The organism is Pseudomonas sp. DCB_AW (assembly GCF_026240895.1).
GTDB lineage: Bacteria > Pseudomonadota > Gammaproteobacteria > Pseudomonadales > Pseudomonadaceae > Aquipseudomonas > Aquipseudomonas kermanshahensis.
On sequence record NZ_JAPFCE010000002.1, the window covers coordinates 268811 to 290054 of the forward strand.

Consider the following 21244-nt stretch of genomic DNA (forward strand, 5'->3'; position numbering starts at 1 on the left):
CGTTAAATGATCGAGGACCACGACAATGACAACACACGACCTCAGCCGCTGGATTGGCCGTAGCGAAACCAGCCACGATCGCATCACCCACAACCTGGTCAAGCGCCTCGCAGCGACCCTCAGCGAGCCCGCACCCTCGGCGGGAGAACCCCTGCCCCTGCTCTGGCACTGGGCGTTCTTCCAGGACCCCGTCGAGGCCACCGGGCTGGGCGCCGATGGCCACCCCGCGCGCGGCGGTTTCTTGCCGCCAGCAGACAACCGCAACCGGATGTGGGCCGGCAGCCGCCTGACCTTCATCAGCCCTTTACAGGTGGAAGCGCAGGTAGCACGCCACTCGACGATTCTCAACGTCGAAGAAAAACACGGCCGCACCGGGTCGCTGCTGTTTGTCACGGTCAGGCACGTGTATGTCCAGGATGGCCATGAAGCGCTGATCGAAGAACAGGACATCGTCTACCGCGAGCCTACCCCACCCAAGCTTGGCGGTACCGAGCCGGCACCCGCCGGCGCTTGGCAGGAGACCGTGACGCCCGACGCAACCCTGTTGTTCCGCTACTCGGCCGTCACCTTCAATGGCCATCGCATCCACTATGACTGGCCCTATGTCACTGACACCGAAGGCTACCCGGGGCTGGTGGTGCACGGGCCCTTGATTGCCACGCTCAATCTGCGCGCCTTTGCCCGTGCCAACCCCGCCGCCCAGATACGCCGATTCAGCTTCCGCGGCTTGCGGCCGTTGATTTCGCCGAACACCTTCGAGGTGGGTGGGCGCCTGCTCGAACGCGGCAAGGCGCAGCTTTGGGCAACCGCCGAAGCGGGCATGGCGCAAACCGCAGAAGTCGAATTCAGCCTGGAGGCCAGCCAATGAGCCAGGCCATTGTGCGCTCTGCCCTGTTTGTCCCGGCCAGCCGCCCGGAACGTATCGCCAAGGCGCTGGCCAGCGGCGCTGATCGGGTGATTGTGGATTTGGAAGATGCCGTTGAAGAAGCGGCGAAGGCGCAGGCGCGGGACAACCTGCAGGCATTTCTGGCCGAGCAGCCCGAGGCCTGCGTGCTGGTGCGGGTCAACGCCCCGCAGCATTGGGCGCACGCGGCTGACCTTGCGCTGTGCCAGCGTCATGCCGGTGTCAGTGGCATCCTGCTGCCCAAGGCCGAAACGGTCGAGCAGGTGCAGCGTGCGCGTGCTACCGGCAAGCCGGTCTGGCCAATTATCGAGAGCGCACGTGGGCTGGTCGCCCTGCCCTTGCTGGCGGCCTGTGAGGGCGTCGAACGCTTGTCCTTTGGCAGCCTCGACCTCGGCCTGGACCTGAACCTGCGCACGGCCAGCGAAGCCGCCGAACAGGTGCTCGGGCATGCGCGCTATGCCGTCTTGCTGCACAGCCGCGCTGCCGGCCTTGCGCCGCCGCTCGATGGCGTGCACCCGGCCATTCAGGACGTCGCTGGCCTGCAGCGGCACGTACAGTTCGCTCGCGACATGGGCTTTGGCGGGGCCTTGTGCATTCACCCCAGCCAGGTCAGCGTGATTCATCGCGCCCTGCAACCTTCGCCCGACGAATTGGAATGGGCGCACCGCGTGTTGGCTGCGGCCGAAGGCGGTGCCGGCGTGTTCACCCTGGATGGGCAGATGGTGGATGCGCCGGTGATCCTGCGCGCCCGTGCCCTTGTGCACGCCGCAGGCAAGGGTGAATAGCCATGCCCGACGCCCGTCACGTGCAACATTGCCCCAGCCCTCTGCTCACTGTGGCACAGGGCTTGATGGCAGAAGTCGGCTATGGCGCCATGAGCATGCGCCAGCTCGCGGCCCGGGCTGGCCTGCAGCCGGGCAGCCTTTACCACCACGTTGCGAGCAAACAGGACCTGCTGCTCGATGTATTGCTGGACATTCTCGCCCAGCGCCTCGAAGCCTGGCGCCGAGGGCCCTACACCCGCGACCTGCGCGGCTACCTGCGGTTTCAACTCGCGCGCCAGGCATCGCATCCCTTTGAGGCGCTGTTGCTGCGCCACGAATCACGCCATGTCGAGCCTGGCCAACGAGGGTGGCTGGAGCAGGCGCTCAATCGTTCACGAGCGCCTTTGTGCCAGATCATCGAACACGGCCAGCAACAGGGGCGTTTCACGGTGGGGGATATCGCCAGCGCAGCCGAGGCGATTCTGGCCCTGATAGATACCGCCGAAGGTATGCGCCGTCGGCCAATGCCGGTGGATGACGCGAAAATCGAGGCCTGGGTGATACAGATGAGCCATGCGCTGCTGTCAGCATGCCCGCCTGCGAAACGACCGGCACGCGCCGCCCGGCTGACGGGAGCCGCCTGAAACCGCGTATCATCGGGCCTCACACCAGAGGCCTGTCATGTTCGATTGGGAAGACCTGCGTCATTTTTCTGCATTTATCAGCGCCGGCTCGCTGTCGGCCGCTGCCAAGCGCCTGGGGGTTGACCATGCCACCGTGGCGCGGCGGATCAGTTCGCTGGAAGCCTCGCTGCAGTTGAAGCTGGTGGACCGCCGCCCACGGGCTTACGCCCTGACTGAGCAGGGCGTGCGCGTTGGCGAGTTTGCCGAGCAGATGCTGGCATCCTCGTTTGCGCTGGAGCACTTTGCCAGTGCCGACCAACAGGCCGTTGAAGGCGAAGTCGTGATTGCCGCCCCGCCCGCGCTGTTGGGCAGCATGGTGGCGCGTAGGCTGGGCGAACTGTACAAACGTTACCCTGCCTTGCAACTCACCTTGGTCGGCAGCAAGTCGCGCGCGTCGCTGGCCCGCCGCGAGGCGGACGTGGCAATCACCTTGGCCAGGCCCACCGAGCCAACCCTGGTGGCCAGCCTGCTCGGGCATCTCGAATACAGGCTGTACGCATCGGCGCCCTACGTGCGCCGACGCGAACCGCACCTGTACATCGGCTACGACGACTCTCAGGCGAAATCCCCACAGCAGCGCTGGCTGCTTGAGCAGGCCGCAGGTCGCCCTTTCGCCCTGCACAGCAACGACCTGCGCATCCAGGCCCAGGCTGCGGCCGGTGGCGTGGGGGTAGCCTGCCTGCCCGCCTTCATGGCCGAGGAGTACGGGCTCAAGCAAGCCTGCGAGGACGACAGGTCGATGAGCATCGAAATCTGGCTGGCCGTGCACGAGGACGTGCGCAACACCCCCCGCATCAAAGCCGTAACGGATTTTCTGCTCGAGCAGGTCAAACCCCTGCTGCGCTTGTGAATTTTTGCAGATATCACCTGCACATCCTGGGAATTTGCACGCTCACGTCGCGCCGCTAACCTTGTTCCATCGCTCGGCTGCACACGCCGGGCAATGCTGACCAAGAGGATTCACAGATGCAGTACGTCAAACTCGGCAACACCGGCCTGGACATCTCCCGACTGTGCCTGGGGTGCATGACGTTCGGTGACCCGGATGCCGGTACCCATCCCTGGACCCTGGATGTGCAACAGAGCCGCCCGATCATTCGCCACGCGGTAGAGCAAGGCATCAACTTCTTCGACACAGCCAATAGCTACTCGGCGGGTACATCGGAAGTGATCCTGGGCCAATTGCTGAAGGAATTCACCCGCCGTGAAGACACCGTCATCGCGACCAAGGTCTTCTACCCGGCGAACATGTGGCAAGGCGCAAGCAAGCCGAACGAGCAAGGCCTGTCACGCAAGGCGATCCTCAGCGGCATCGACGCCAGCCTGACCCGCCTGGGCGTGGATTACGTCGACCTCTACCAGGTTCACCGCTGGGATTATCACACGCCGATCGAAGAAACCATGGAAGCCCTGCACGACGTGGTCAAGGCCGGCAAGGCGCGCTATATCGGGGCGTCTTCGATGTATGCCTGGCAGTTCGCCAAAGCCCAGCACGTCGCAGCGGCCAATGGCTGGAGCCGGTTCGTGTCGATGCAGAACTACCTCAACCTGCTGTACCGGGAAGAAGAGCGGGAGATGATCCCCTTGTGCCAGGACCAGGGCGTCGGGCTGATGCCCTGGAGCCCGCTGGCCCGTGGCCGGCTGACCCGGCCCAAGGGCCAGGAAACCGCGCGCACGCTCAGCGATGTTTCTGGCAAGTCGTTTTATGCAGGGACGGAAGTCGAGGATGGCCGTGTGATCGATGTAGTCGAGCAGATTGCCAGCGAGCGTGGCTTACCCATGGCTCAGGTTGCCTTGGCCTGGGTGCTCAGGCACCGCGCCGTGTCGGCGCCGATTATTGGCGCATCGAAGCCTGGGCATCTTGACGATGCCATTGCGGCATTGGGGGTGCAGTTGTCTGATGAAGAGGTTGCGCGGTTGGAAGCACCGTATGTGCCGCATGCGGTTACCGGGTTTAAGTAGGGGTTGTAGGCCCTGGTGCAAGGCTGGCGTTTTGTGGGGCTGCAGACATCGAGCGCCGCCCGCGCGGCGCATCGCGAGCAACGCTCGCTCCTACGTTTGTTTCGGGCCAATTATTCCTGGGGCAAACGCACGCGACCGTCTTGGTGCATGGCGCAATATTGCGTCAAACCCACAAGGCGGTCGCGCGCAAACATCACAGGCCTCACTGGCCCGAAACAGATGTGGGAGCAGCCTTGTGCTGCGAAGCGCCGCGCGGGCGGCGCTCGATCTCGCAGGCGCTAAAGAGCTTGAGGCATGCGCGTCTCGCTACGCCCCTCCCCCTCAGCCGCAACCTGATCGCCCTCCGGCCAGGCGCGTGGGTCCAGGTCTAGATCGCGGAACTGGCTAGCATCAAATACCGGTATCTGCACCCCGGCCTTGCGCTGCTGGTCATAATCGTCAATCAGGCGCAGCACCACCTTGCCCAACAACGCCAGTGCTACCAGGTTGATCAGGGCCAGCAAGGTCATGGTGATGTCGGCAAACGCGAACACCGTGCCCAGGTTCTGCACCGAACCCCACAGAATCAGCAACAGCACCACGCCACGATACAGCAGGATCGGCCACCGTCGGTTACCCGCCAGGTAACGCAAATTGTTTTCGCCCAGGTAGTAGTTGTAAAGAATCGAAGTAAACACGAACAGCGCCAGCGCAACGCTGATAAATACCACTGCCCAGCCCAGCCTCGTTGGCGAACACGCCGCGCTTCACGCCCATGACGATTGCACTGCCCACCAGGCCCGCAAACGCCGGTTCCAGGCCCGCGGCCGCACATCGATTCTTTAGGGTGGAAATGGCACCCCCGCGAAGCCGGGGGTGCTGACAGCCTTAGCCGGCGTGACGCGCGTGGAAGCCGGCGATTCGGCGCCACATTTCGATAGGGTTGGAATACATCGGGAAGTGCCCGCACGCGGGGGTGCTGGCCAGCTCTACACCCTGCGCCTGGATGTCCGCCAGGTAAGACAGGTGACTGTTCTGCTCGCCATACATGAACATGCGTGGGCACGGCAGGCCGAGGAATTTGCTCATCAGGTCGCCGTGGTCAGACAGCTCTACCATCGAGCTGAAGATCCCACGCACGGCCTCTGCCCGCACTTTGTAAGGCAGGCTGGCAGCGTACAAGGCACTGGCCGGGTCACTGCTGTGCCGGGTGCGCTCGATGAACGCGTCGAAGAACACCTGCGGATCATTGGCCGGGTAGTCATCGATCTGACGGCTGAGGAAGCAGTCTTCCGGGGCGATATTGCCTTCGATGTCGATGAAGCTGATCACCCGCTCGGGGCATTCATGCGCCAGCAGCAACGCCGTCAGGCCGCCCATCGAGTGGCCCACCAGGTGAAAACGCTGAATACCGAAGTGCTCCAGCACCTGCAACGCGGTCGCCAGCAGCAGCGGAATCGAAACACGTGAAAGGTCGCTGCAGTGGGTCTGCCCGCACCCAGGTGCGTCGTAGGCCACGAATGGGCGGCCGGCAAACGCCGGCTGGCGTGTCAGCCCGGCATAGTCTTCCTTGGTCGAGCCGAACCCGTGCAGAAACAGGATCGGCGCCCCACGGCCCTCGCGGTGGACAGTGGACAGTTCAAGGTCGACGCCCTCCACGTTCAAAGGCAGGACGAACTGGCGGAACGATTGGGATTCGGGCACGCCGTAAACTCCTCTTGTAGTTGAGAGGCACACTCTCGACGCCCACCAACAATCTGTAAATTCCTCATCAGCGATCAATTTCATAGGTCAAACCTATGAAATGCATTCGCTCAGCTGGTTTACCAATGCCTGCACCAGTGGGTTGGCGCGCTCGGCATTCCAGGCGTAGGTGGTGGTCACCACACTCACCTGCTGCGCCAGCGGGCGTATGACCACGTTCGCCGGGGCCAGCTTTTTCATGGCCGCCGGTACCAGGGCGATACCCTGCCCGCAGCTGACGAAGGCTATCTGAGACGCCACCGAACGCACTTCGTGCAGCACTCGAGGCGAAAACCCGTTGGCGCGGCAGGTGGCAATCAGGTTATCGAAGTACAAGGGGCTGACCTTGCGCGCGAACATCACCAGCGGCTCGCTGGCCAGGCTCGCCAGCGCAATCTCGCTATGGTTCGCCAGAGGGTGATCAACCGGCAGTGCCACCATCAGTTGCTCTTCGGTCAACGGGCGCCATTCAATGCCCTTGCCCAGGTCGCCATCCAGCCTCGCGAACGCCAGGTCGATATCGCCCGCCTTCAGCGAAGGCACCGCCTCGACACTGTCGATTTCGCGTACCGACACCGTGACCTGAGGGTGGTCCTGCTTGAAGCGCTCGATCACCTCCGGCAGCACGTCGAACATGGCCGACGAGATGGCACCGATGGTGACCATGCCCTGATGGCCCGCCACGGCTTCTTCCACGGCCAGTTCCAGGCGTTCGAGTTGGTCGGCGAACTTGCGCACCGCCGGCAGGATGGCGGCGCCCACCGGGGTCAACGCCGCACCGCGCCGGGAACGGTCGAACAGCTTGACCTTCAATGCCTGCTCAAGAATCTGGATCTGCTCGGTGAGCGGCGGCTGGGTCATGCCCAGGCGTTTGGCGGCCCGCCCAAAGTTCTTTTCCTCAGCAACAGCCAGGAACAGCCAAAGGTGGCGGATAAGGCGGAAATTGATCATGGCGGTTCCATAGGTTGGGCATATGTTTAACATCCTTGATAAGGAATATACCTATCAAACAGCCTGTCGGACACTCATGCCTCCTTCACCAAAGAGGTTCACCCATGAGCCAAGACAGCGTGCTACAACGCCTGGCGGCGCTGGACACCAACACCGTGTCCGACGCCCTCGACTTCCTCGGCCTGCCTGGCGCCACGTTCGGTCTGCGCCCGTTATGGCACTGCCCCAAGGTGGTCGGCCGCGCCAGCACTGTGCAACTGGCCGCCAAGACCGACCGTGCACCGACCGTGCACTTGATCAGCCCGGTGATCGAAGCGATCGCCAGTGATGACCGCGTACTGGTGATCGCCGGCGGCATCGACGGGATCTCTTGCTGGGGCGACATTCTGGCCAATGCCGCCGTGGCCCGGCACGTGCGCGGCAGCATCATCGACGGTTGCAGCCGCGACATCGACGGCAGCGCCGACATCGGTTATCCGGTGTATGGCCGTGGCGTGACCATGGTCAGCGCACGCAATCGCGTGGTCCAGGTCGACGCAGCCTGCACCGTCCAGGTGGCAGGTGTAGCAGTGGATGAAAACGACTACGTGATTGCCGACAACTGCGGCACCGTCTTCGTCACCCAAGCCCACATCGCCAAGGTGTTGGAGCTGGCCGAGCGCATCGCCCGCCGCCAGGCCGGCATGGTGGATGCCGTGCGCGATGGCCGCTCGGTGGCCGACGTGATGCATGACAGCCAATTTGATGCGATCAATACGGAGCACCACCGATGAGCGAGCAGGACACCGACGGCGGCATCCAGCGCCTGAACCTTAACCTGGCCAGCGCCCGCCCCTCGGCCACCTACGGCATCATGGACCGCGTTGCCCAACGCCGCGCGGCGGGGGCCACGATCATTTCGCTGTGCGCGGGCGAGCCAGACTTCGACACACCAGCGCACATCCGCGACGCCGCCAAGCAGGCGATCGACCAAGGCCATACGCGCTACACCCAAGTCGCTGGCAGCCGCGCCCTGCGCGAAGCGGTGGCGGCCAAGTTCCGCCACGAGAATGGCTTGCAGGTCGAGTGGCAGGACACGTTGGTCGCCAGCGGCGGCAAACAGGTGATCTACAACGCCTTGGCAGCGACCCTCAATGCCGGCGACGAGGTCATCGTGCCAGCGCCCTACTGGGTCAGCTACCCGGAGATGGTCCAACTGTGTGGCGCCCGCAGCGTGATCGTCACGTGTGAGGCCAGCAGCGGTTTCAAGCTGACGCCTGAAGCGCTTGGTGCCGCGATCACGCCGCGCACCCGCTGGCTGATCCTCAACTCGCCGTCCAACCCGACCGGCGCGGTCTACAGCGTTGCCGAGCTGCAGGCCTTGGCTACGGTGCTGCTGGCAAACCCACAGGTATTGGTGCTGGCGGATGACATTTACGAGCACCTGATTTTCGACGATCAGCGCTTCCATACCCTGGCCCAAGTGGAACCTCGGCTTGCCGAACGCACGCTGACCATGAACGGCGTATCCAAGGCCTATGCCATGACGGGCTGGCGCATCGGTTTCGCCACGGGCCCGCGCTGGCTGCTGGCGGCCATGGAAAAGCTGCAGGGGCAACAGACCTCGGGTGCGTGTTCGGTCTCTCAGCAGGCGGCGGTTGCTGCGCTGGTAGGCCCGAAAGCGTTCATCCATCAAAGCCGGGACGTGTTTCAGCGCCGCCGTGACCTGATGGTGAAGGCGATTGATGGGATCCCAGGGCTGCACTGCGAGCAACCGGCCGGGGCATTCTATGCCTTTGCCAATTGCGCCGGGCTGATCGGCAAGACCTCCCCGGGTGGTCGTTACCTGGCCACTGACGAGGATGTCGCGCTGGCCCTGCTCGACGAAGCCGATGTCGCCGTGGTGCATGGCAGTGCCTTCGGGCTCGGGCCTTACCTGCGCATTGCCTACGCGCTGGATGATGCGTCGCTGATGGCAGCGTGTGATGCGCTCGGGCGCTTCTGTCGCGCGGCCAGGTAGGAGCAGCCTTGTGCTGCGAAGAGGCCGGTGCAAGCAGCGAAGATTGAGGGTGTTGTCACCGGCCTCTTCGCAGCACAAGGCTGCGCCTACACCGAAGGGTTGCGCCTGTGGGCGAGGCTGCGGCCTCGACGTTTTGGCCAGAGATTGTCTATGATCCCGCGTTGAACGTTTCAGCATGTTTCAAAAGGGATTCAAATGTCTGTCCATGAAGCACCACCGCTAGCCCTGCCGAAAAGCACTGTCGCCAAGATGGAAGCCGCCATGGCGCTAGGCAGCTTTGCCATCGGTACCGGCGAATTCGCCATTATGGGGTTGATGCCGGACATCGCCAGCAACCTGCAGCTGAGCGAGCCCCAGGTGGGCCACGCCATCAGTGCCTACGCGCTGGGCGTGATGGTCGGTGCCCCGACCCTGGCGATTTTGGGGGCCAAGCTACTGCGCAAGCACATGTTGCTGCTGTTGATGGCGCTGTATGCCCTTGGCAACCTGGCCACGGCGTTCGCCCCCTCGTTCGGCGGCCTGGTCGCTTTCCGCTTCATCAGCGGCCTGCCCCATGGCGCCTACTTCGGCATCGCTGCGGTGGTGGCATCGAGCATGGTCGCCAACAACCAACGGGCAGGTGCCGTGGCGCGGGTGATGATGGGCCTGACGCTGGCCATGTTGCTGGGCAACCCGGTTGCCACTTTACTGGGCCAGTACTTCGGCTGGCGCTCTGCCTTTGTGTTGGTCGGGGCGATCGCCCTGTGCACCATCGCCCTGGTCTGGCGCTTCGTGCCGCAACCGCACGATGAAGTGCGCAGCGACCCGCGCAAGGAACTTAAAGCGTTCGCCCTGCCCCAGGTGTGGATGGCGCTGGCCATTGCATCGATCGGCTTTGCCGGCATGTTCTGTGTGTTCAGCTACCTGGCGCCCACCATGCTGCACGTGACCCAGGTATCGCCGCAGTGGATCCCCTTCGGCCTGGCGGCCTTTGGGGTCGGCGGCATCGTCGGCAACATCGCCGGTGGCAAGTTGTTCGACCGCTTGCAGTTCCGCGCCGTCGGGCTGGTGCTGATCTGGTCGATTGCAGTGCTGCTGTTCTTCACCTTTGCAGCGCATTCGTTATGGACCCTGCTGCTGGGCGTCGGCCTGGTGGGCACCATGATTGCACTGGCAGCCCCCTTGCAAATCCGCCTGATGGACATTGCCCATGAAGCCCCCAGCCTTGCAGCAGCCTCGAACCACGCCGCGTTCAACCTGGCCAATGCGCTTGGGCCGTGGTTGGGTGGCATGGCCATCACCGCAGGCATGGGCTGGACGAGTACGGGTTATATCGGCGCTGCAACCGCGTTGGTCGGCTTGGGCATTTATCTCGTTGCCCGGCGTATGAAGGGTGGGCATTAAAACCGGTTATTCGGGGGCGCTGTGCGCCTCCGATCCCGTTATGAAGCAGAACAACTTTGATTAATTAACGCAGCAAACTTCTATTAATTGTCCCATCCGTAATATCGCTCAAAACCCCCGCCCTACAGGCCTCCGCTCGCATAACCTCAAGTAATACCACACAGAAAATTAAGCGCATTGACGCCTTTTCAGGGCCACTTCAATAATCCGCGCCAGACGTCTTGGTCGATTAAAAATAAAAGTGCCTGAGGACAACAATGCGCCCTTCATCGAGCAAAACCCATCGCGAACTGATTGCATCCCGCCAACCTGGTTTTGGCATGAATGGCGCGTTGTACAGCCGCCAGGATGTTTTCGAAACCGACATGGAAATCTTCTTCAACCAGCATTGGATACAGGTCGCCGTTACCGCCGATGTCGATGAACCCGGTGATGTCTTTACCGTCGATATCGGCAAATCGTCGGTGTTGATCCTGCGCGACGATGATGAACAGATCCGCGCCTACCGCAATGTGTGCCGCCACCGCGGCGCGCGCCTGAAAGAAGCAGGCAAATCCACTGTCGGCATGCTGGTATGCCCCTACCACCAGTGGACCTACGACCTGGACGGCAGCCTCAAGCATGCCAGCCACATGGGCAAGGGCTTCGACCCCAAGTGCCGCAGCCTGATCCCGGTGCACTGCAAGGTTGTCGGGGCCCATGTGCTGGTGTGCTTGGGCGACAACCCGCCTGAAGACATCAAGGACCTCGAAGCGGTGATGGGGCCGCGCTTCGCGCCGTTCGACCTGACCAATACCCGCATCGCCTACGAACTCGACTACATCGAGAACGGCAACTGGAAGCTGGTGATGGAGAACAACCGGGAGTGCTACCACTGCGCCGGCACCCACCCGGAACTGATCGTGTCCTACCAGTCCGAAGACCTTGGCGTCAGCCTGGAAGAGATGAGCGACGAGGCTCGCGCGTCCTACGATGCCTATCAAATTCGCAAGGCCGGCATCGAAGCTGACTGGGCCAATTCGGGCCTGCTCTACGAGACTGTGGAGCATTTGCAGGATGACGCCCCCACGCAGTTTCGCACCCAGCGCATGATCATCGCCGGTGCGGGTGAATCGCAGACACTCGATACCCAGGTTGCCTGCCGTAAACTGTTGGGCAACCTGACCCGTCGCGACCTGGGCGACACCCACCTGTGGGGCAACAACGCCTGGGCGCACGTGATGAGCGACCACGCCATGATCAGTTGGATCATCCCGCTCTCGCCGGACCGCACCCTGGTGCGCACCAAATGGCTGGTGCACCGCGATGCCGTCGAAGGGGTCGACTACAACCTGCAGCGCCTGACCGAGGTCTGGGTCGCCACCACCCAACAGGACGCAGCCCTGGTCGCCATCACCCACAGTGGCACCCAAGACCCCGCCTTCGTCCCAGGCCCCTACTCCACCTACACCGAGCCGTACGTCGACCAGTTCGCCCGTTGGTACACCTCGCGCCTCGCGGCACATGGGGTGTGAAGGAGATGACCGTGCTCGAGAACCTTGCCCAGAACATTGCCGGCCTGCGTGCCGACCAGCGCTTCACCGACACCGACCACTGGGCCACCCATGGTGCCCAGTGGGCCAGCGGTGAAAGCAAACGCATCGAATGCCTGAGCGTCGTGGACGAGACCCACGACGTGAAGACCTTCACCTTCCACAGCCCAGACTACCCGGCGCTTGCCTACGAACCAGGCCAGTTCCTCACCGTGTCGCCTGTGATTGCGGGGGCCAGCGTGTCGCGCTGCTACACCCTGTCCTCGACACCGACCCGGCCGTTCACCTTTGCCATCACGGTCAAGCGGGTGCCGGGCGGCACGGTGTCCAACTGGTTGCACGATAACCTGCGCCCTGGCCACGCCCTGGCTGCCTCTGGCCCCGCGGGCGTCTTTACCCCAGTGGCGGGCCCTGCGCGCAAATTGCTGTACCTGTCGGCCGGCTCCGGCGTCACCCCGCTGATGGCGATGACCCGCGCCGCCGCCGACCTGCACGCCGACCTGGACATCGTCTTCGTGCACAGTGCGCGTACGCCTAAAGACATCATCTTCCGCGATGAACTGGCGCGCCTCGAACGCTCCATGCCAGGGCTGCGGACGCTGTTCTTCTGCGAAGGCGCTGGCGACGAGCCCGACTGGGACGGCCCGATCGGGCGCCTGTCACTGGACGCACTGCAGCGCCAGATCCCCGACTTCAAGGAGCGGGCGGTATTCACCTGCGGGCCAAAAGGCTACATGGAGGCGACCAAGGCCTTGTTGGCGGGTGCTGGTTTCGACTTGGCCCGCTACCACCAGGAAAGCTTCGACATCAACGCCGAAGCCGAGCTGGCAGCCGCCCCCGCCGCCCCCGGCCAGGCCCTGGACAGCTTCACCGTACGCCTTGCCCGCTCTGGCAAGGCATTCACCATGAGCGCCGACCAGACCGTACTGGCCGCTGCCAAAAAAGCCGGTGCCGTAGTCCCCTCCTCGTGCAGCCAAGGTGTATGCGGTACCTGCAAGACCGCGGTATTGCAGGGCAGCGTCGAGATGAAGCACAACGGCGGCATTCGCCAGCGTGAAATCGACAAAGGCCTGCGGCTGCTGTGCTGCAGCCGGCCGACGTCGGACCTGGTGATCGACCTCTGACATTCGACAAGGACGCCCTGTTACTGGGGCGTCCTTTTTTGCCGTCTTGCGAAAATAAAAAGGATATGGACGATGCGTGCAAAACAAGGCCTTTTCAAAGGCCTGAACCCTATTGTAACGGTAGGGTCGATCTCAATCGTGGTGGCGTTCGTGGTGCTCTGCGCCTCACACGGCGACCAAGCCGCGGGTGTATTCAAAGGCGCGTCGGACGCCATTCTCGACCACCTCAAGTGGTTTTACCTGGCGCTGGTCAGCGCCATCCTCGGCTTACTGGTGTACATCGCCTTCAGCCGCTATGGCACCCTCAAGCTCGGGCGCCCCGACGAAAAACCCGAGTTCAGTTTTGCCGCCTGGATCGCCATGCTGTTCAGTGCGGGCATGGGCGTTGGGCTGATCTTCTGGTCGGTTGCAGAGCCGGTGCTGCACTACGCCAGCAACCCGTTCACACCGGGGCTCACCGACCAGGCCGCGTCCATGGCCATGCGCATTACCCTGTTGCACTGGGGCCTGCACCCTTGGGCGATCTTCACCGTGATCGGCCTGGGCCTGGCCTACTTCGCCTACCGTGAAGGGCTGCCGCTGGCGCTGCGCTCGATCCTCTACCCGATCATCGGCAACCGCATCTACGGGCCGATTGGCCATACGGTTGACATCATTGGTGGCGCGGTCACTGCATTCGGAGTGTCGCAATCGCTGGGGTTGGGCGTCGAGCAGATCAACATGGGCATGCATCAGGTGTTCGGCACGCCAGTCACCTTGTCGTTCAAGCTGAGCATCATCGCCGTCGTCACCGTGATCGCCTCGATCTCGCTGGTGGCCGGTGTATCGCGCGGCATGAAGCGCCTGTCGACGCTGAACATGTGGATTTCCCTGGGGCTGATGCTGGTGGTGCTGGCCGTGGGCCCAACCCATTACATCATGAACCTGCTGTTCGAGTCGGCGGGCGACTACGCGCAGAACATCATCGGCATGAGTTTCTGGACCGACGCCCAGGCCGACAGCAGTTGGCAGAAGAGCTGGACCGCTTTCTATTGGCCGTGGTGGATGACCTGGGGGCCGTTCGTTGGCCTGTTCATTGCCCGGATTTCCCGTGGCCGGACCATCCGCGAACTGGTGTTCGGCGCGTTGCTGGTGCCGACCTTGGTGACTATTCTGTGGATGGCCGTGTTCGGCGGTGCCGCACTGAAGGATGAGCAGCAAGTGCGCCACGCCTATCAAGCATTGCCGGTCGCCGAGCAGGCAGCGGCCGGCGCGTTCCAGGGTGGCCCGGTTCTGGAAGCCACGCGCAAGGAAACCACCACGGCCATGTTCATCTTGCTCGACCGCCTCGACGGCCCGACGCTGGGAGCAATCCTCAGCGTGATCATCTGCCTGCTGCTGGCCGTGCATTTCGTCACTGCGGCCGATGCCGGGACCCAGGTGCTGTGCATGCTCAACTCGCTGGGCAGCATCGACCCACCCAACTGGATACGCGTGCTGTGGTGTGTGCTGGAGGGCGCCATCGCGGCCAGCCTGGTGATTGCCGGCGGCTTGCTGGCGATCCAGATGGCCAGCATCGTGGTCGGCCTGCCGATTGCGTTCTACATGCTGATGACCGGGTACAGCCTGATGCGCAGCTTGTTTGCCAGTGATGCGGTGATTACTGGACCGGCGCCGGTGCATGCGGGCGCAGAAACGCCGCAGCCTGCCAACGAACTGGCAGCCAGCTGACGTCATCGCATTGTAGGAGCAGCCTTGTGCTGCGAAGAGGCCAGTACCAGAGACGAAATACTGTGGTCTGTACCGGCCTCTTCGCAGCTCAAGGCTGCTCCTACCAGGACCGCGCTTGACCGGAGGGGGATTCAATCCAAATCAACAGGTTAGATTTCGATTAGAATGCAGTTCCTTAACTGAGACCTGCTGCCCCCCATGAAAAAACTGCTTTATGCCGTATCGCTCCTGCTCGCCGTCAACCTCCCCGCCTTCGCCAACCCGCCTTCCACCTTCACCGAAGCCAAGGTCGTCGCCAAGCAAAAGGTCTACCTGGACCAGGCAAGCAGCGCCATGGGCGACCTGTATTGCGGCTGCAAATGGACCTGGGTGGGCAAGTCAGGTGGGCGCATCGATGCTGCCTCCTGCGGTTATGAAACCCGCAAACAGCAAAACCGCGCCGAGCGTACCGAGTGGGAACACATTGTGCCGGCCTACACCTTCGGCAATCAGCGCCAATGCTGGAAAAACGGCGGCCGCGAGCATTGTGTCGATGACGACCCGGTCTTCCGCGCGATGGAAGCCGACCTGTTCAACCTCTACCCGGCCGTGGGCGAAGTCAACGGTGACCGCAGCAACTTCAACTACGGCATGGTCGCTGGCAACGCCGGGCAATACGGCCAGTGCTCGACCAAGGTCGATTTCGTGCAGCGCGCCGCCGAGCCGCGTGACGAAGTGAAGGGCCTGGTTGCCCGTACCACCTTCTACATGTTCGACCGCTATAAGCTGAGCATGTCGCGTCAACAGCAGCAACTGCTGATGGCCTGGGACAAACAGCACCCCGTCTCGGCCTGGGAAAAAGAACGTGACCGGCGCATCGCCGCCATCATGGGGCACGCCAACCCGTTCGTGACGGGCGAACGCAAATGGACAGCCGACTACAAGCCTGCTGGCAGTGGCGTCGTGCAAGCCATGCCGCCCAAACCGGTCAGCGAAGCGGCCAAGCCCAGCCTGGCCAGCACTGCAGCAACAGGCGCTGTGCTCGGCAACCGCAACAGCCATGTCTATCACCTGGCCAATGGCTGCCCGGGCTACACCCAGGTGGCTTCGAAGAACCAGGTGATGTTCGGCTCCGAGGGCGAGGCGCAAGCGGCCGGCTACCGCAAGGCGGGCAACTGCCGGTAACCGCTGCGCTTCGGTGCATCAACGCCCGGCTGTTGGGTTCACCAGGTTTGCCGGGCGCTCACCGGCCAGCGCGCTGAGCAGGTTGTCTACCGCACAGCGCGCCATGGCCTCACGGGTATCGTGGGTGGCCGAACCGATGTGCGGGGTCGCCACCACGTTGTCCAGTTGCAGCAGCGGCGAATCACTGGGCAACGGCTCCTGGACGAACACATCCAGGCCCGCGCCGCGGATGCGTTTCTCCCGCAAGGCCTCGATCAGCGCGGCTTCGTCCACCACGCGCCCACGCGCAATGTTCACCAGCATTGCCTCAGGCTTCATCAGGGCAAGCTCACGCGCGCCGATCAAGCCCTCGGTGGCGGCACTCAGCGGCACGGTCAGGCAGACGAAATCGGCCTGTTGCAGAAGGTCGTCAAGGCTGCAATGGCGGGCGTCGTAACGGGCCTCCACCGCAGGCTTGGCGCGTGGGCTGTGGTAAAGCACCCGCATGCCAAAACCGGCCGCGCCGCGCCGGGCCAACGCTTCGCCAATCCGCCCCATGCCAATGATGCCCAAGGTCTTGCCGTGCACATCCGTGCCAAAGTGCGCAGGCCCAAGGTTGGCTTGCCACTGGCCGTCACGCACCCAGCCCGCCAGCTCCACGACCCGACGCGCACTGGCCAGGATCAAGGCAAAGCCGGTGTCGGCGGTGGTTTCGGTCAGTACATCGGGCGTGTTGGTGAGCATCACGCCACGCCGGGTCAGGTCGGCGATGTCGTAGTTGTCCACGCCTACCGACACGCTGGCGACCACCTCCAGTTGCGGGGCCAGGTCCAGCAGGCTGCTGTCCAAGCGCAGGCTGGCACCCAACAGCCCGTGAGCGCCCGGCAACGCATCGCGCAGGCGGGCAAGGCCATCGGGCCCGGCCGTGTCCACCCACGTCACGTCAACCTGTTGCTGCAGGCGCGCCATCAACGTGTCGGACAGGCGCTTGTAAAGGACGATTCGCTTCTTCATAGCAGGATTTCCTAGTGGCTCGTGGCCAGATGAGAGCCGCCGCGCTTGGCCCGGCCAGCGGTGTGTGAGGTTTTAAGCGCCGCCGTGAGCGCGACTGCCGTCAGCAGTGCACCGCACATGAACAGGTACGAGGCGCCCGGCCCGCCGGTGGCGCCATTGAGGTAACCGACCAGCCACGAGCCGCCGAACGAACCCAGCGCGCCCATGCTGTTGATCAAGGCCATGGCGCCACCGGCGACGTTGCTGGGCAGGATCTCCGGCACGATGGCGAAAAACGGCCCATAGGGCGCGTACATGCAGGCGCCGGCGACCACCAGCAATGCGTAGGACAACCAGAAGTGCTCACTGCCCAAGGCATAGGACCCATAGAACGCCAGCGCCGCAATCAACAGGGGCGGCCAGACGAAGCGCTTGCGCTTCTGCAAGCGGTCCGACGCCCAGGACACCCCGACCATGGCCAGCACCGCCGCCAGATAGGGCACCGACGACAACCAGCCGGCCTGGACGATGTCGACGTTGGCCGCCTGTTTCAGAATCGACGGCAGCCAGAGCACGAAGCCGTACACGCCGATGCTCCAGCAGAAGTACTGCATCGACAGGATGATCACCTGAGACGAGCGGAACGCTTCGCGGTAGTTCTTCACCGGTTTGATGCCCTGCTGTTCTGCTGCCAGGGCGTTTTCTAGATCGGTCTTTTCCTGCTCGCTAAGCCACTTGACCTGAGCCGGGCGGTCGTCCACCAGGCGCCACCAGAAGAACGCCCAGATCACCGCAGGCAGGCCTTCGATGATGAACATCCAGCGCCAGTCGTAGTGCTTGATGAGGTAGCCCGACACCACCGACATCCACAGGATGGTCACCGGGTTGCCGAGCATCAGGAAGGTGTTGGCCCGCGACCGTTCGGCGCGGGTGAACCAATGGCAGAGGTACACCAGCATCGCCGGCATCACCGCGGCTTCCACCACGCCAAGCAGGAAGCGGATGCCGATCAGCATGTACACATTGCTGATCATGCCGGTCAGCGTGGCCAGGCCGCCCCAGAGGATCAGGCTGACGAAGATCAGCTTCTTGACGCTGCGTTTTTCGGCGTAGATGGCCCCAGGTACCTGGAAGAAAAAGTAACCAAGGAAAAACAGCGCCCCCAGCAACGACGACAGCACCGGGGTGATTTTAAGGTCGTCGGCCATGCCGGACGCTGCCGCGAACCCATAGTTGGCACGGTCCAGGTAGGCCAGGCTGTAGGTGATGAACACGATTGGGATGATGTACCACCAACGGCGACGCGCGAGACTTGTCGTTTGCATCATGTGTACTCCTGAGCTTTTTGTTTTTGTCGCAACAGGTAGGGGCCAGGCGTTCAGGCGCTTATGCGCAGGTCATGGGTTTCGAGTTCGTGACGCAGCGGCAAACCTTCCATGTCGCCGCGCGACTGCACGGCGCGGCTGCCACACCAGTTGCCACGCGCCACCGCCTCGGGCAGTTCACGGCCTTCGAGCAGCGCACTGAGCACGCCGACAGCAAAGGCATCACCCGCACCGACGGTGTCCACCACCTTGGCCACCGGCACCGGGGCTACCTGGCCATCGCCTTTAGCGGTGCGAAAGTACGCGCCTTCGTCCCCCAGCTTGATCACCACCAGTTCCACCCCTTTGTCGAGGTAGAACGCGGCGATGTCCGCCGGTGCGTGCTGGCCGGTCAGCAGGCGGCCTTCTTCAAGGCCCGGCAGTACCCAGTCAGCCTTGACTGCCAGGGCGTTGATCTCGTGGATCATGTGCGTGCGGTCCGGCCACAGCGATGGGCGCAGGTTAGGGTCAAAGGAAATGCTGCGCCCGGCAGCGCGCATGCCATCCACCAATGCATGCGACAAGGCCCTGCACTCGGCTGAAAGCGCCAGCGGAATGCCGGTGGCATGCAGGTGGCGGGCCTGCAGCCAATGTGGGCGGATCAATGCCGGGGACAAACGGCGCGCCGCTGAATGGCTGCGAAAGTATTCCACTGCCGGGTCACTGCCATCATCGCAGCGGGCTTTGAGCTGAAAACCGGTGGGGTGTTGCGGGTCGACTTCAACGTCACTGCAGTCCAGGCCTTCCCGGCGCAGGCTGTCGAGGACGAAACGCCCAAGAGAATCGTCGCCCACCCGGCTCAGCCAGCGGACCTTGAAGCCCAGCCGCGACAGGCCGATGGCAACGTTGCTGTCGGCACCGGCGATGCGTTTGCCGAACTGCCCGACATGCGCCAGGTCCCCCACCTGCTCGGCGACGAACATGGCCATGGTTTCGCCGAAGCACAGCACGTCATGCTCATGCATGGCTGACCTCCTCGGCCAGGCCCAGCGCGGATAACGCCACTACCTGGGCACGGGTCAGCGTGAGCAAGTCGTCGGCGGCCAACGGGTATTCCACGGCACGCACCACGCCGGGCGTGAACGCGGCCAGCAAGGCATCCCACGCTTGCAGATCGTCAGCCTGCGGCGGCACGGCGACCAGTCGCCCACCGGGCTGGCGCTCGACCGCCTTGCAGTGCACATAGCGCACCCAATGCCCCAGTTGGCGAGCCGCTTGCTGCACAGGCTCGCCCTGCCATTGCCAGTTACCGATGTCGAACGTCATGCCCAGCGCCAGCCCAAGGTCATCGGCGCGCTGGAAGAACGTGAGCAGCGGCGCGATGCGCCCGCCTTGCTCGGTCTGGTCGTTCTCGACCAACAGCTGGGGGCCATCGTCAGGCAACAGCGAGCGTAAGGCCGCCACATCGCAGGTGTCATCGAAATGCCCCAGCGATACCTTCAGGGCCACCGCGCCCATCGCGCGGGCCAGCGCCAGTTTCTGCGTCAGGCGTGGGTCTGGCAGGCCCTGCGCCGTCCACAGTTCAAGGGGCGTGGAATACAGGCATTCGAGCCTCAACGCGGTGACGGCGGCGGCCAGCGCGTGGGTGTCCGGCGCGCTCTCGAACAGTTCTTCACGAAATTCGACACGGGTTACCCCGGCAGCGGCCAGCATGTCCAGAAAATGCGCCTGTCCGCGCTGCCGTACCAAGCTGGCACCGTAGCTGGAGAGGCTGATGGAAACGGGGTTCGAGCGCATTGTTATTGTCCTTATGAAACCGGTTTCATTTTTATGCACGTCAAGCCGCAACGTGCCTTTCGTTCAGTCGCGTGAGTGGGTTGAACCTCGGATGATCAGGTCGGCCTTGAAGTCGATGCGCCGTGGCGCCCCGCGTTCGCCGCGCAGGCGGCCCAGCAGGCACTCGAATGCCGCCACGCCGATGCGCTCGGTGGGTTGGGCCAATGCCGTGATGCCGCTGCCGACCAAGGGGTACCAGTCCAGTTCGTCGAGGGCGATCAGGCCAACGTCGTCGAACAAGCCGCAGCCGGCGTCGTGCAGGGTTCGGGTGACGGCCAGCGTCGCCACACCGTTGAAGGTGAAGATTGCTTGAGGGCCATGACCGCTGGCCGAAAGAAATGAAGCCAGGCCGGCGTGAAGGTCGGGGCTGACTTCCAGCACCTGTTGACGCATGCCCGGGCGCCGGTTGATGGAAGCGCCAAATGCCTGTACCCGCTCTTGGCGCGAACTGGTGCCATCGAGCGGTTCGGTTACCGCCAGAATGTCGCGGTAGCCTTGCGCCTGTAAGTGATCCAGGGCCTGTTCGACGGCGTCGGCATTGTCCAGGCCGACCAGGTCGACATTGAGTTCAGGCAGTTGGCGGTCCACCAGCACCATGGGCATGTCGCGCTGCAGGTTCAGCAGTTCGCCGGGATGATGGCCGAGGGTGTTCACGATCAGGCCCTCGACGTTGTAGGACTGCAGGGCCACCAGGTGATGGCGTTCTTGATCGTCGTCGCGGTTGGTGTTGCACACCACCAGGCTGTAGCCGTGTTGGCGGCAGGCGGTTTCGACGCCGTGCATCACCGCGACCGAATAGGGGTTGAGGATGTCTGCCACCAGCATGCCGATCAGCCGGGTCTGGCCGCGTTTGAGGCCCCTGGCCATCTGGTTGGGGCGATAGCCGAGGCGCTCGATGACTTCTTCCAGGCGCTTGGCGGTCGCCTCGGCCAGCAACTGGCGATCGCCACCGATATAGCGCGAGACGGTGGCCTTGGACACACCGGCCACACGGGCTACTTCGCTGATGGTCACCCGCTCGCGGGCATTGGCAGGCATATCGGTCATGGGTGTCCCTTGTGATTATTGTCGGTGACAGGCTATGAAACCGGTTTCAATACACCAAAACCGGCGCGTTTCGTCACCTACCGTTCGTCGGCAAGTTTACACATTCCCGGTAGGAGCAGCCTTGTGCTGCGAAGAGGCCAGTACCAACCACTAATTTCTGTGGTCTGGACCGGCCTCTTCGCAGCAC

General features: G+C 63.3%; 19 protein-coding genes and 1 pseudogene. 12 read left to right on the top strand and 8 right to left on the bottom strand.

Annotation, left to right across the window (positions count from 1 at the left end; all coding sequences use genetic code 11):
• Positions 1–25 precede the first annotated feature (25 nt).
• The 5 genes from OO306_RS03095 to OO306_RS03115 all read left to right on the top strand — a co-directional run bounded on the left by OO306_RS03095 (position 26) and on the right by OO306_RS03115 (position 4313).
• A complete protein-coding gene (locus tag OO306_RS03095; RefSeq protein WP_186702760.1) occupies positions 26–868 on the top strand; it encodes a MaoC family dehydratase N-terminal domain-containing protein in 843 nt (280 codons plus the stop codon).
• Positions 865–1689, top strand: coding sequence for a CoA ester lyase (locus tag OO306_RS03100; protein WP_265967648.1), 825 nt, complete (start codon positions 865–867; stop codon positions 1687–1689). Before OO306_RS03095 ends, OO306_RS03100 begins: the two co-directional genes overlap by 4 nt.
• Before the next feature lie 2 nt (positions 1690–1691).
• Positions 1692–2312, top strand: a complete 621-nt coding sequence (locus tag OO306_RS03105; protein ID WP_265967649.1) for a TetR/AcrR family transcriptional regulator — start codon at positions 1692–1694, stop codon at positions 2310–2312.
• Between the two features lie 37 nt (positions 2313–2349).
• Positions 2350–3201, top strand: a complete 852-nt coding sequence (locus OO306_RS03110; RefSeq protein WP_085272897.1) for a LysR family transcriptional regulator — start codon at positions 2350–2352, stop codon at positions 3199–3201.
• Positions 3202–3317: 116 nt separating this feature from the next.
• On the top strand, positions 3318–4313 hold the full coding sequence (locus tag OO306_RS03115) for an aldo/keto reductase (RefSeq protein WP_265967650.1): 996 nt from the start codon (positions 3318–3320) through the stop codon (positions 4311–4313).
• A gap of 278 nt (positions 4314–4591) precedes the next feature.
• On the opposite strand, the pseudogene OO306_RS03120 reads toward OO306_RS03115, so the two are convergent.
• The 3 genes and pseudogenes from OO306_RS03120 to OO306_RS03130 all read right to left on the bottom strand — a co-directional run.
• Positions 4592–5123: pseudogene (locus OO306_RS03120) on the bottom strand (alanine:cation symporter family protein); the annotation flags it as partial.
• 57 nt (positions 5124–5180) lie between these two features.
• Positions 5181–5996, bottom strand: a complete 816-nt coding sequence (locus OO306_RS03125; RefSeq protein ID WP_265967651.1) for an alpha/beta fold hydrolase — start codon at positions 5994–5996, stop codon at positions 5181–5183.
• Positions 5997–6089: 93 nt separating this feature from the next.
• On the bottom strand, positions 6090–6986 hold the full coding sequence (locus OO306_RS03130; RefSeq protein ID WP_265967652.1) for a LysR family transcriptional regulator: 897 nt from the start codon (positions 6984–6986) through the stop codon (positions 6090–6092).
• Between the two features lie 104 nt (positions 6987–7090).
• On the opposite strand from OO306_RS03130, the gene OO306_RS03135 reads away from it, so the two are divergent.
• The 7 genes from OO306_RS03135 (at position 7091) to OO306_RS03165 (ending at position 15898) form a co-directional block, all read left to right on the top strand.
• Positions 7091–7759 carry an RraA family protein gene (locus OO306_RS03135; protein WP_265967653.1) on the top strand — a complete coding sequence of 223 codons (669 nt, stop codon included), beginning with the start codon at positions 7091–7093 and terminating at the stop codon, positions 7757–7759.
• Complete coding sequence (locus tag OO306_RS03140; RefSeq protein WP_265967654.1) at positions 7756–8985, top strand: pyridoxal phosphate-dependent aminotransferase; 1230 nt, start codon at positions 7756–7758, stop codon at positions 8983–8985. Before OO306_RS03135 ends, OO306_RS03140 begins: the two co-directional genes overlap by 4 nt.
• A gap of 249 nt (positions 8986–9234) precedes the next feature.
• Positions 9235–10368, top strand: a complete 1134-nt coding sequence (locus OO306_RS03145; RefSeq protein ID WP_085272986.1) for an MFS transporter — start codon at positions 9235–9237, stop codon at positions 10366–10368.
• A gap of 257 nt (positions 10369–10625) precedes the next feature.
• The gene (locus tag OO306_RS03150) at positions 10626–11882 is read left to right on the top strand and encodes an aromatic ring-hydroxylating dioxygenase subunit alpha (RefSeq protein WP_265967655.1); all 1257 of its coding nucleotides are present in this window, start codon (positions 10626–10628) and stop codon (positions 11880–11882) included.
• 5 nt (positions 11883–11887) lie between these two features.
• On the top strand, positions 11888–13024 hold the full coding sequence (locus OO306_RS03155; RefSeq protein ID WP_265967656.1) for a hybrid-cluster NAD(P)-dependent oxidoreductase: 1137 nt from the start codon (positions 11888–11890) through the stop codon (positions 13022–13024).
• A 72-nt stretch (positions 13025–13096) separates the two neighbouring features.
• Positions 13097–14734, top strand: coding sequence for a BCCT family transporter (locus OO306_RS03160; protein WP_265967657.1), 1638 nt, complete (start codon positions 13097–13099; stop codon positions 14732–14734).
• A gap of 198 nt (positions 14735–14932) precedes the next feature.
• Positions 14933–15898 carry an endonuclease gene (locus OO306_RS03165; RefSeq protein ID WP_265967658.1) on the top strand — a complete coding sequence of 322 codons (966 nt, stop codon included), beginning with the start codon at positions 14933–14935 and terminating at the stop codon, positions 15896–15898.
• A gap of 18 nt (positions 15899–15916) precedes the next feature.
• Here OO306_RS03165 and OO306_RS03170 read toward each other — a convergent pair whose 3' ends face one another.
• The 5 genes from OO306_RS03170 to OO306_RS03190 all read right to left on the bottom strand — a co-directional run bounded on the left by OO306_RS03170 (position 15917) and on the right by OO306_RS03190 (position 21057).
• Entirely contained in the window at positions 15917–16891 is a 975-nt protein-coding gene (locus tag OO306_RS03170; protein WP_265967659.1) for a D-glycerate dehydrogenase, read from the bottom strand.
• Positions 16892–16902: 11 nt separating this feature from the next.
• Positions 16903–18195: an MFS transporter gene (locus OO306_RS03175; protein ID WP_265967660.1), complete on the bottom strand. Its 1293-nt coding sequence runs from the start codon at positions 18193–18195 to the stop codon at positions 16903–16905.
• A 53-nt stretch (positions 18196–18248) separates the two neighbouring features.
• Positions 18249–19199 (bottom strand): sugar kinase, encoded by a 951-nt coding sequence (locus tag OO306_RS03180; protein WP_027593349.1) that lies wholly within the window; start codon positions 19197–19199, stop codon positions 18249–18251.
• Positions 19192–19971: a sugar phosphate isomerase/epimerase gene (locus OO306_RS03185; RefSeq protein WP_265967661.1), complete on the bottom strand. Its 780-nt coding sequence runs from the start codon at positions 19969–19971 to the stop codon at positions 19192–19194. Before OO306_RS03185 ends, OO306_RS03180 begins: the two co-directional genes overlap by 8 nt.
• 63 nt (positions 19972–20034) lie before the next feature.
• On the bottom strand, positions 20035–21057 hold the full coding sequence (locus OO306_RS03190; RefSeq protein WP_085272906.1) for a LacI family DNA-binding transcriptional regulator: 1023 nt from the start codon (positions 21055–21057) through the stop codon (positions 20035–20037).
• Positions 21058–21244: the final 187 nt, after the last annotated feature.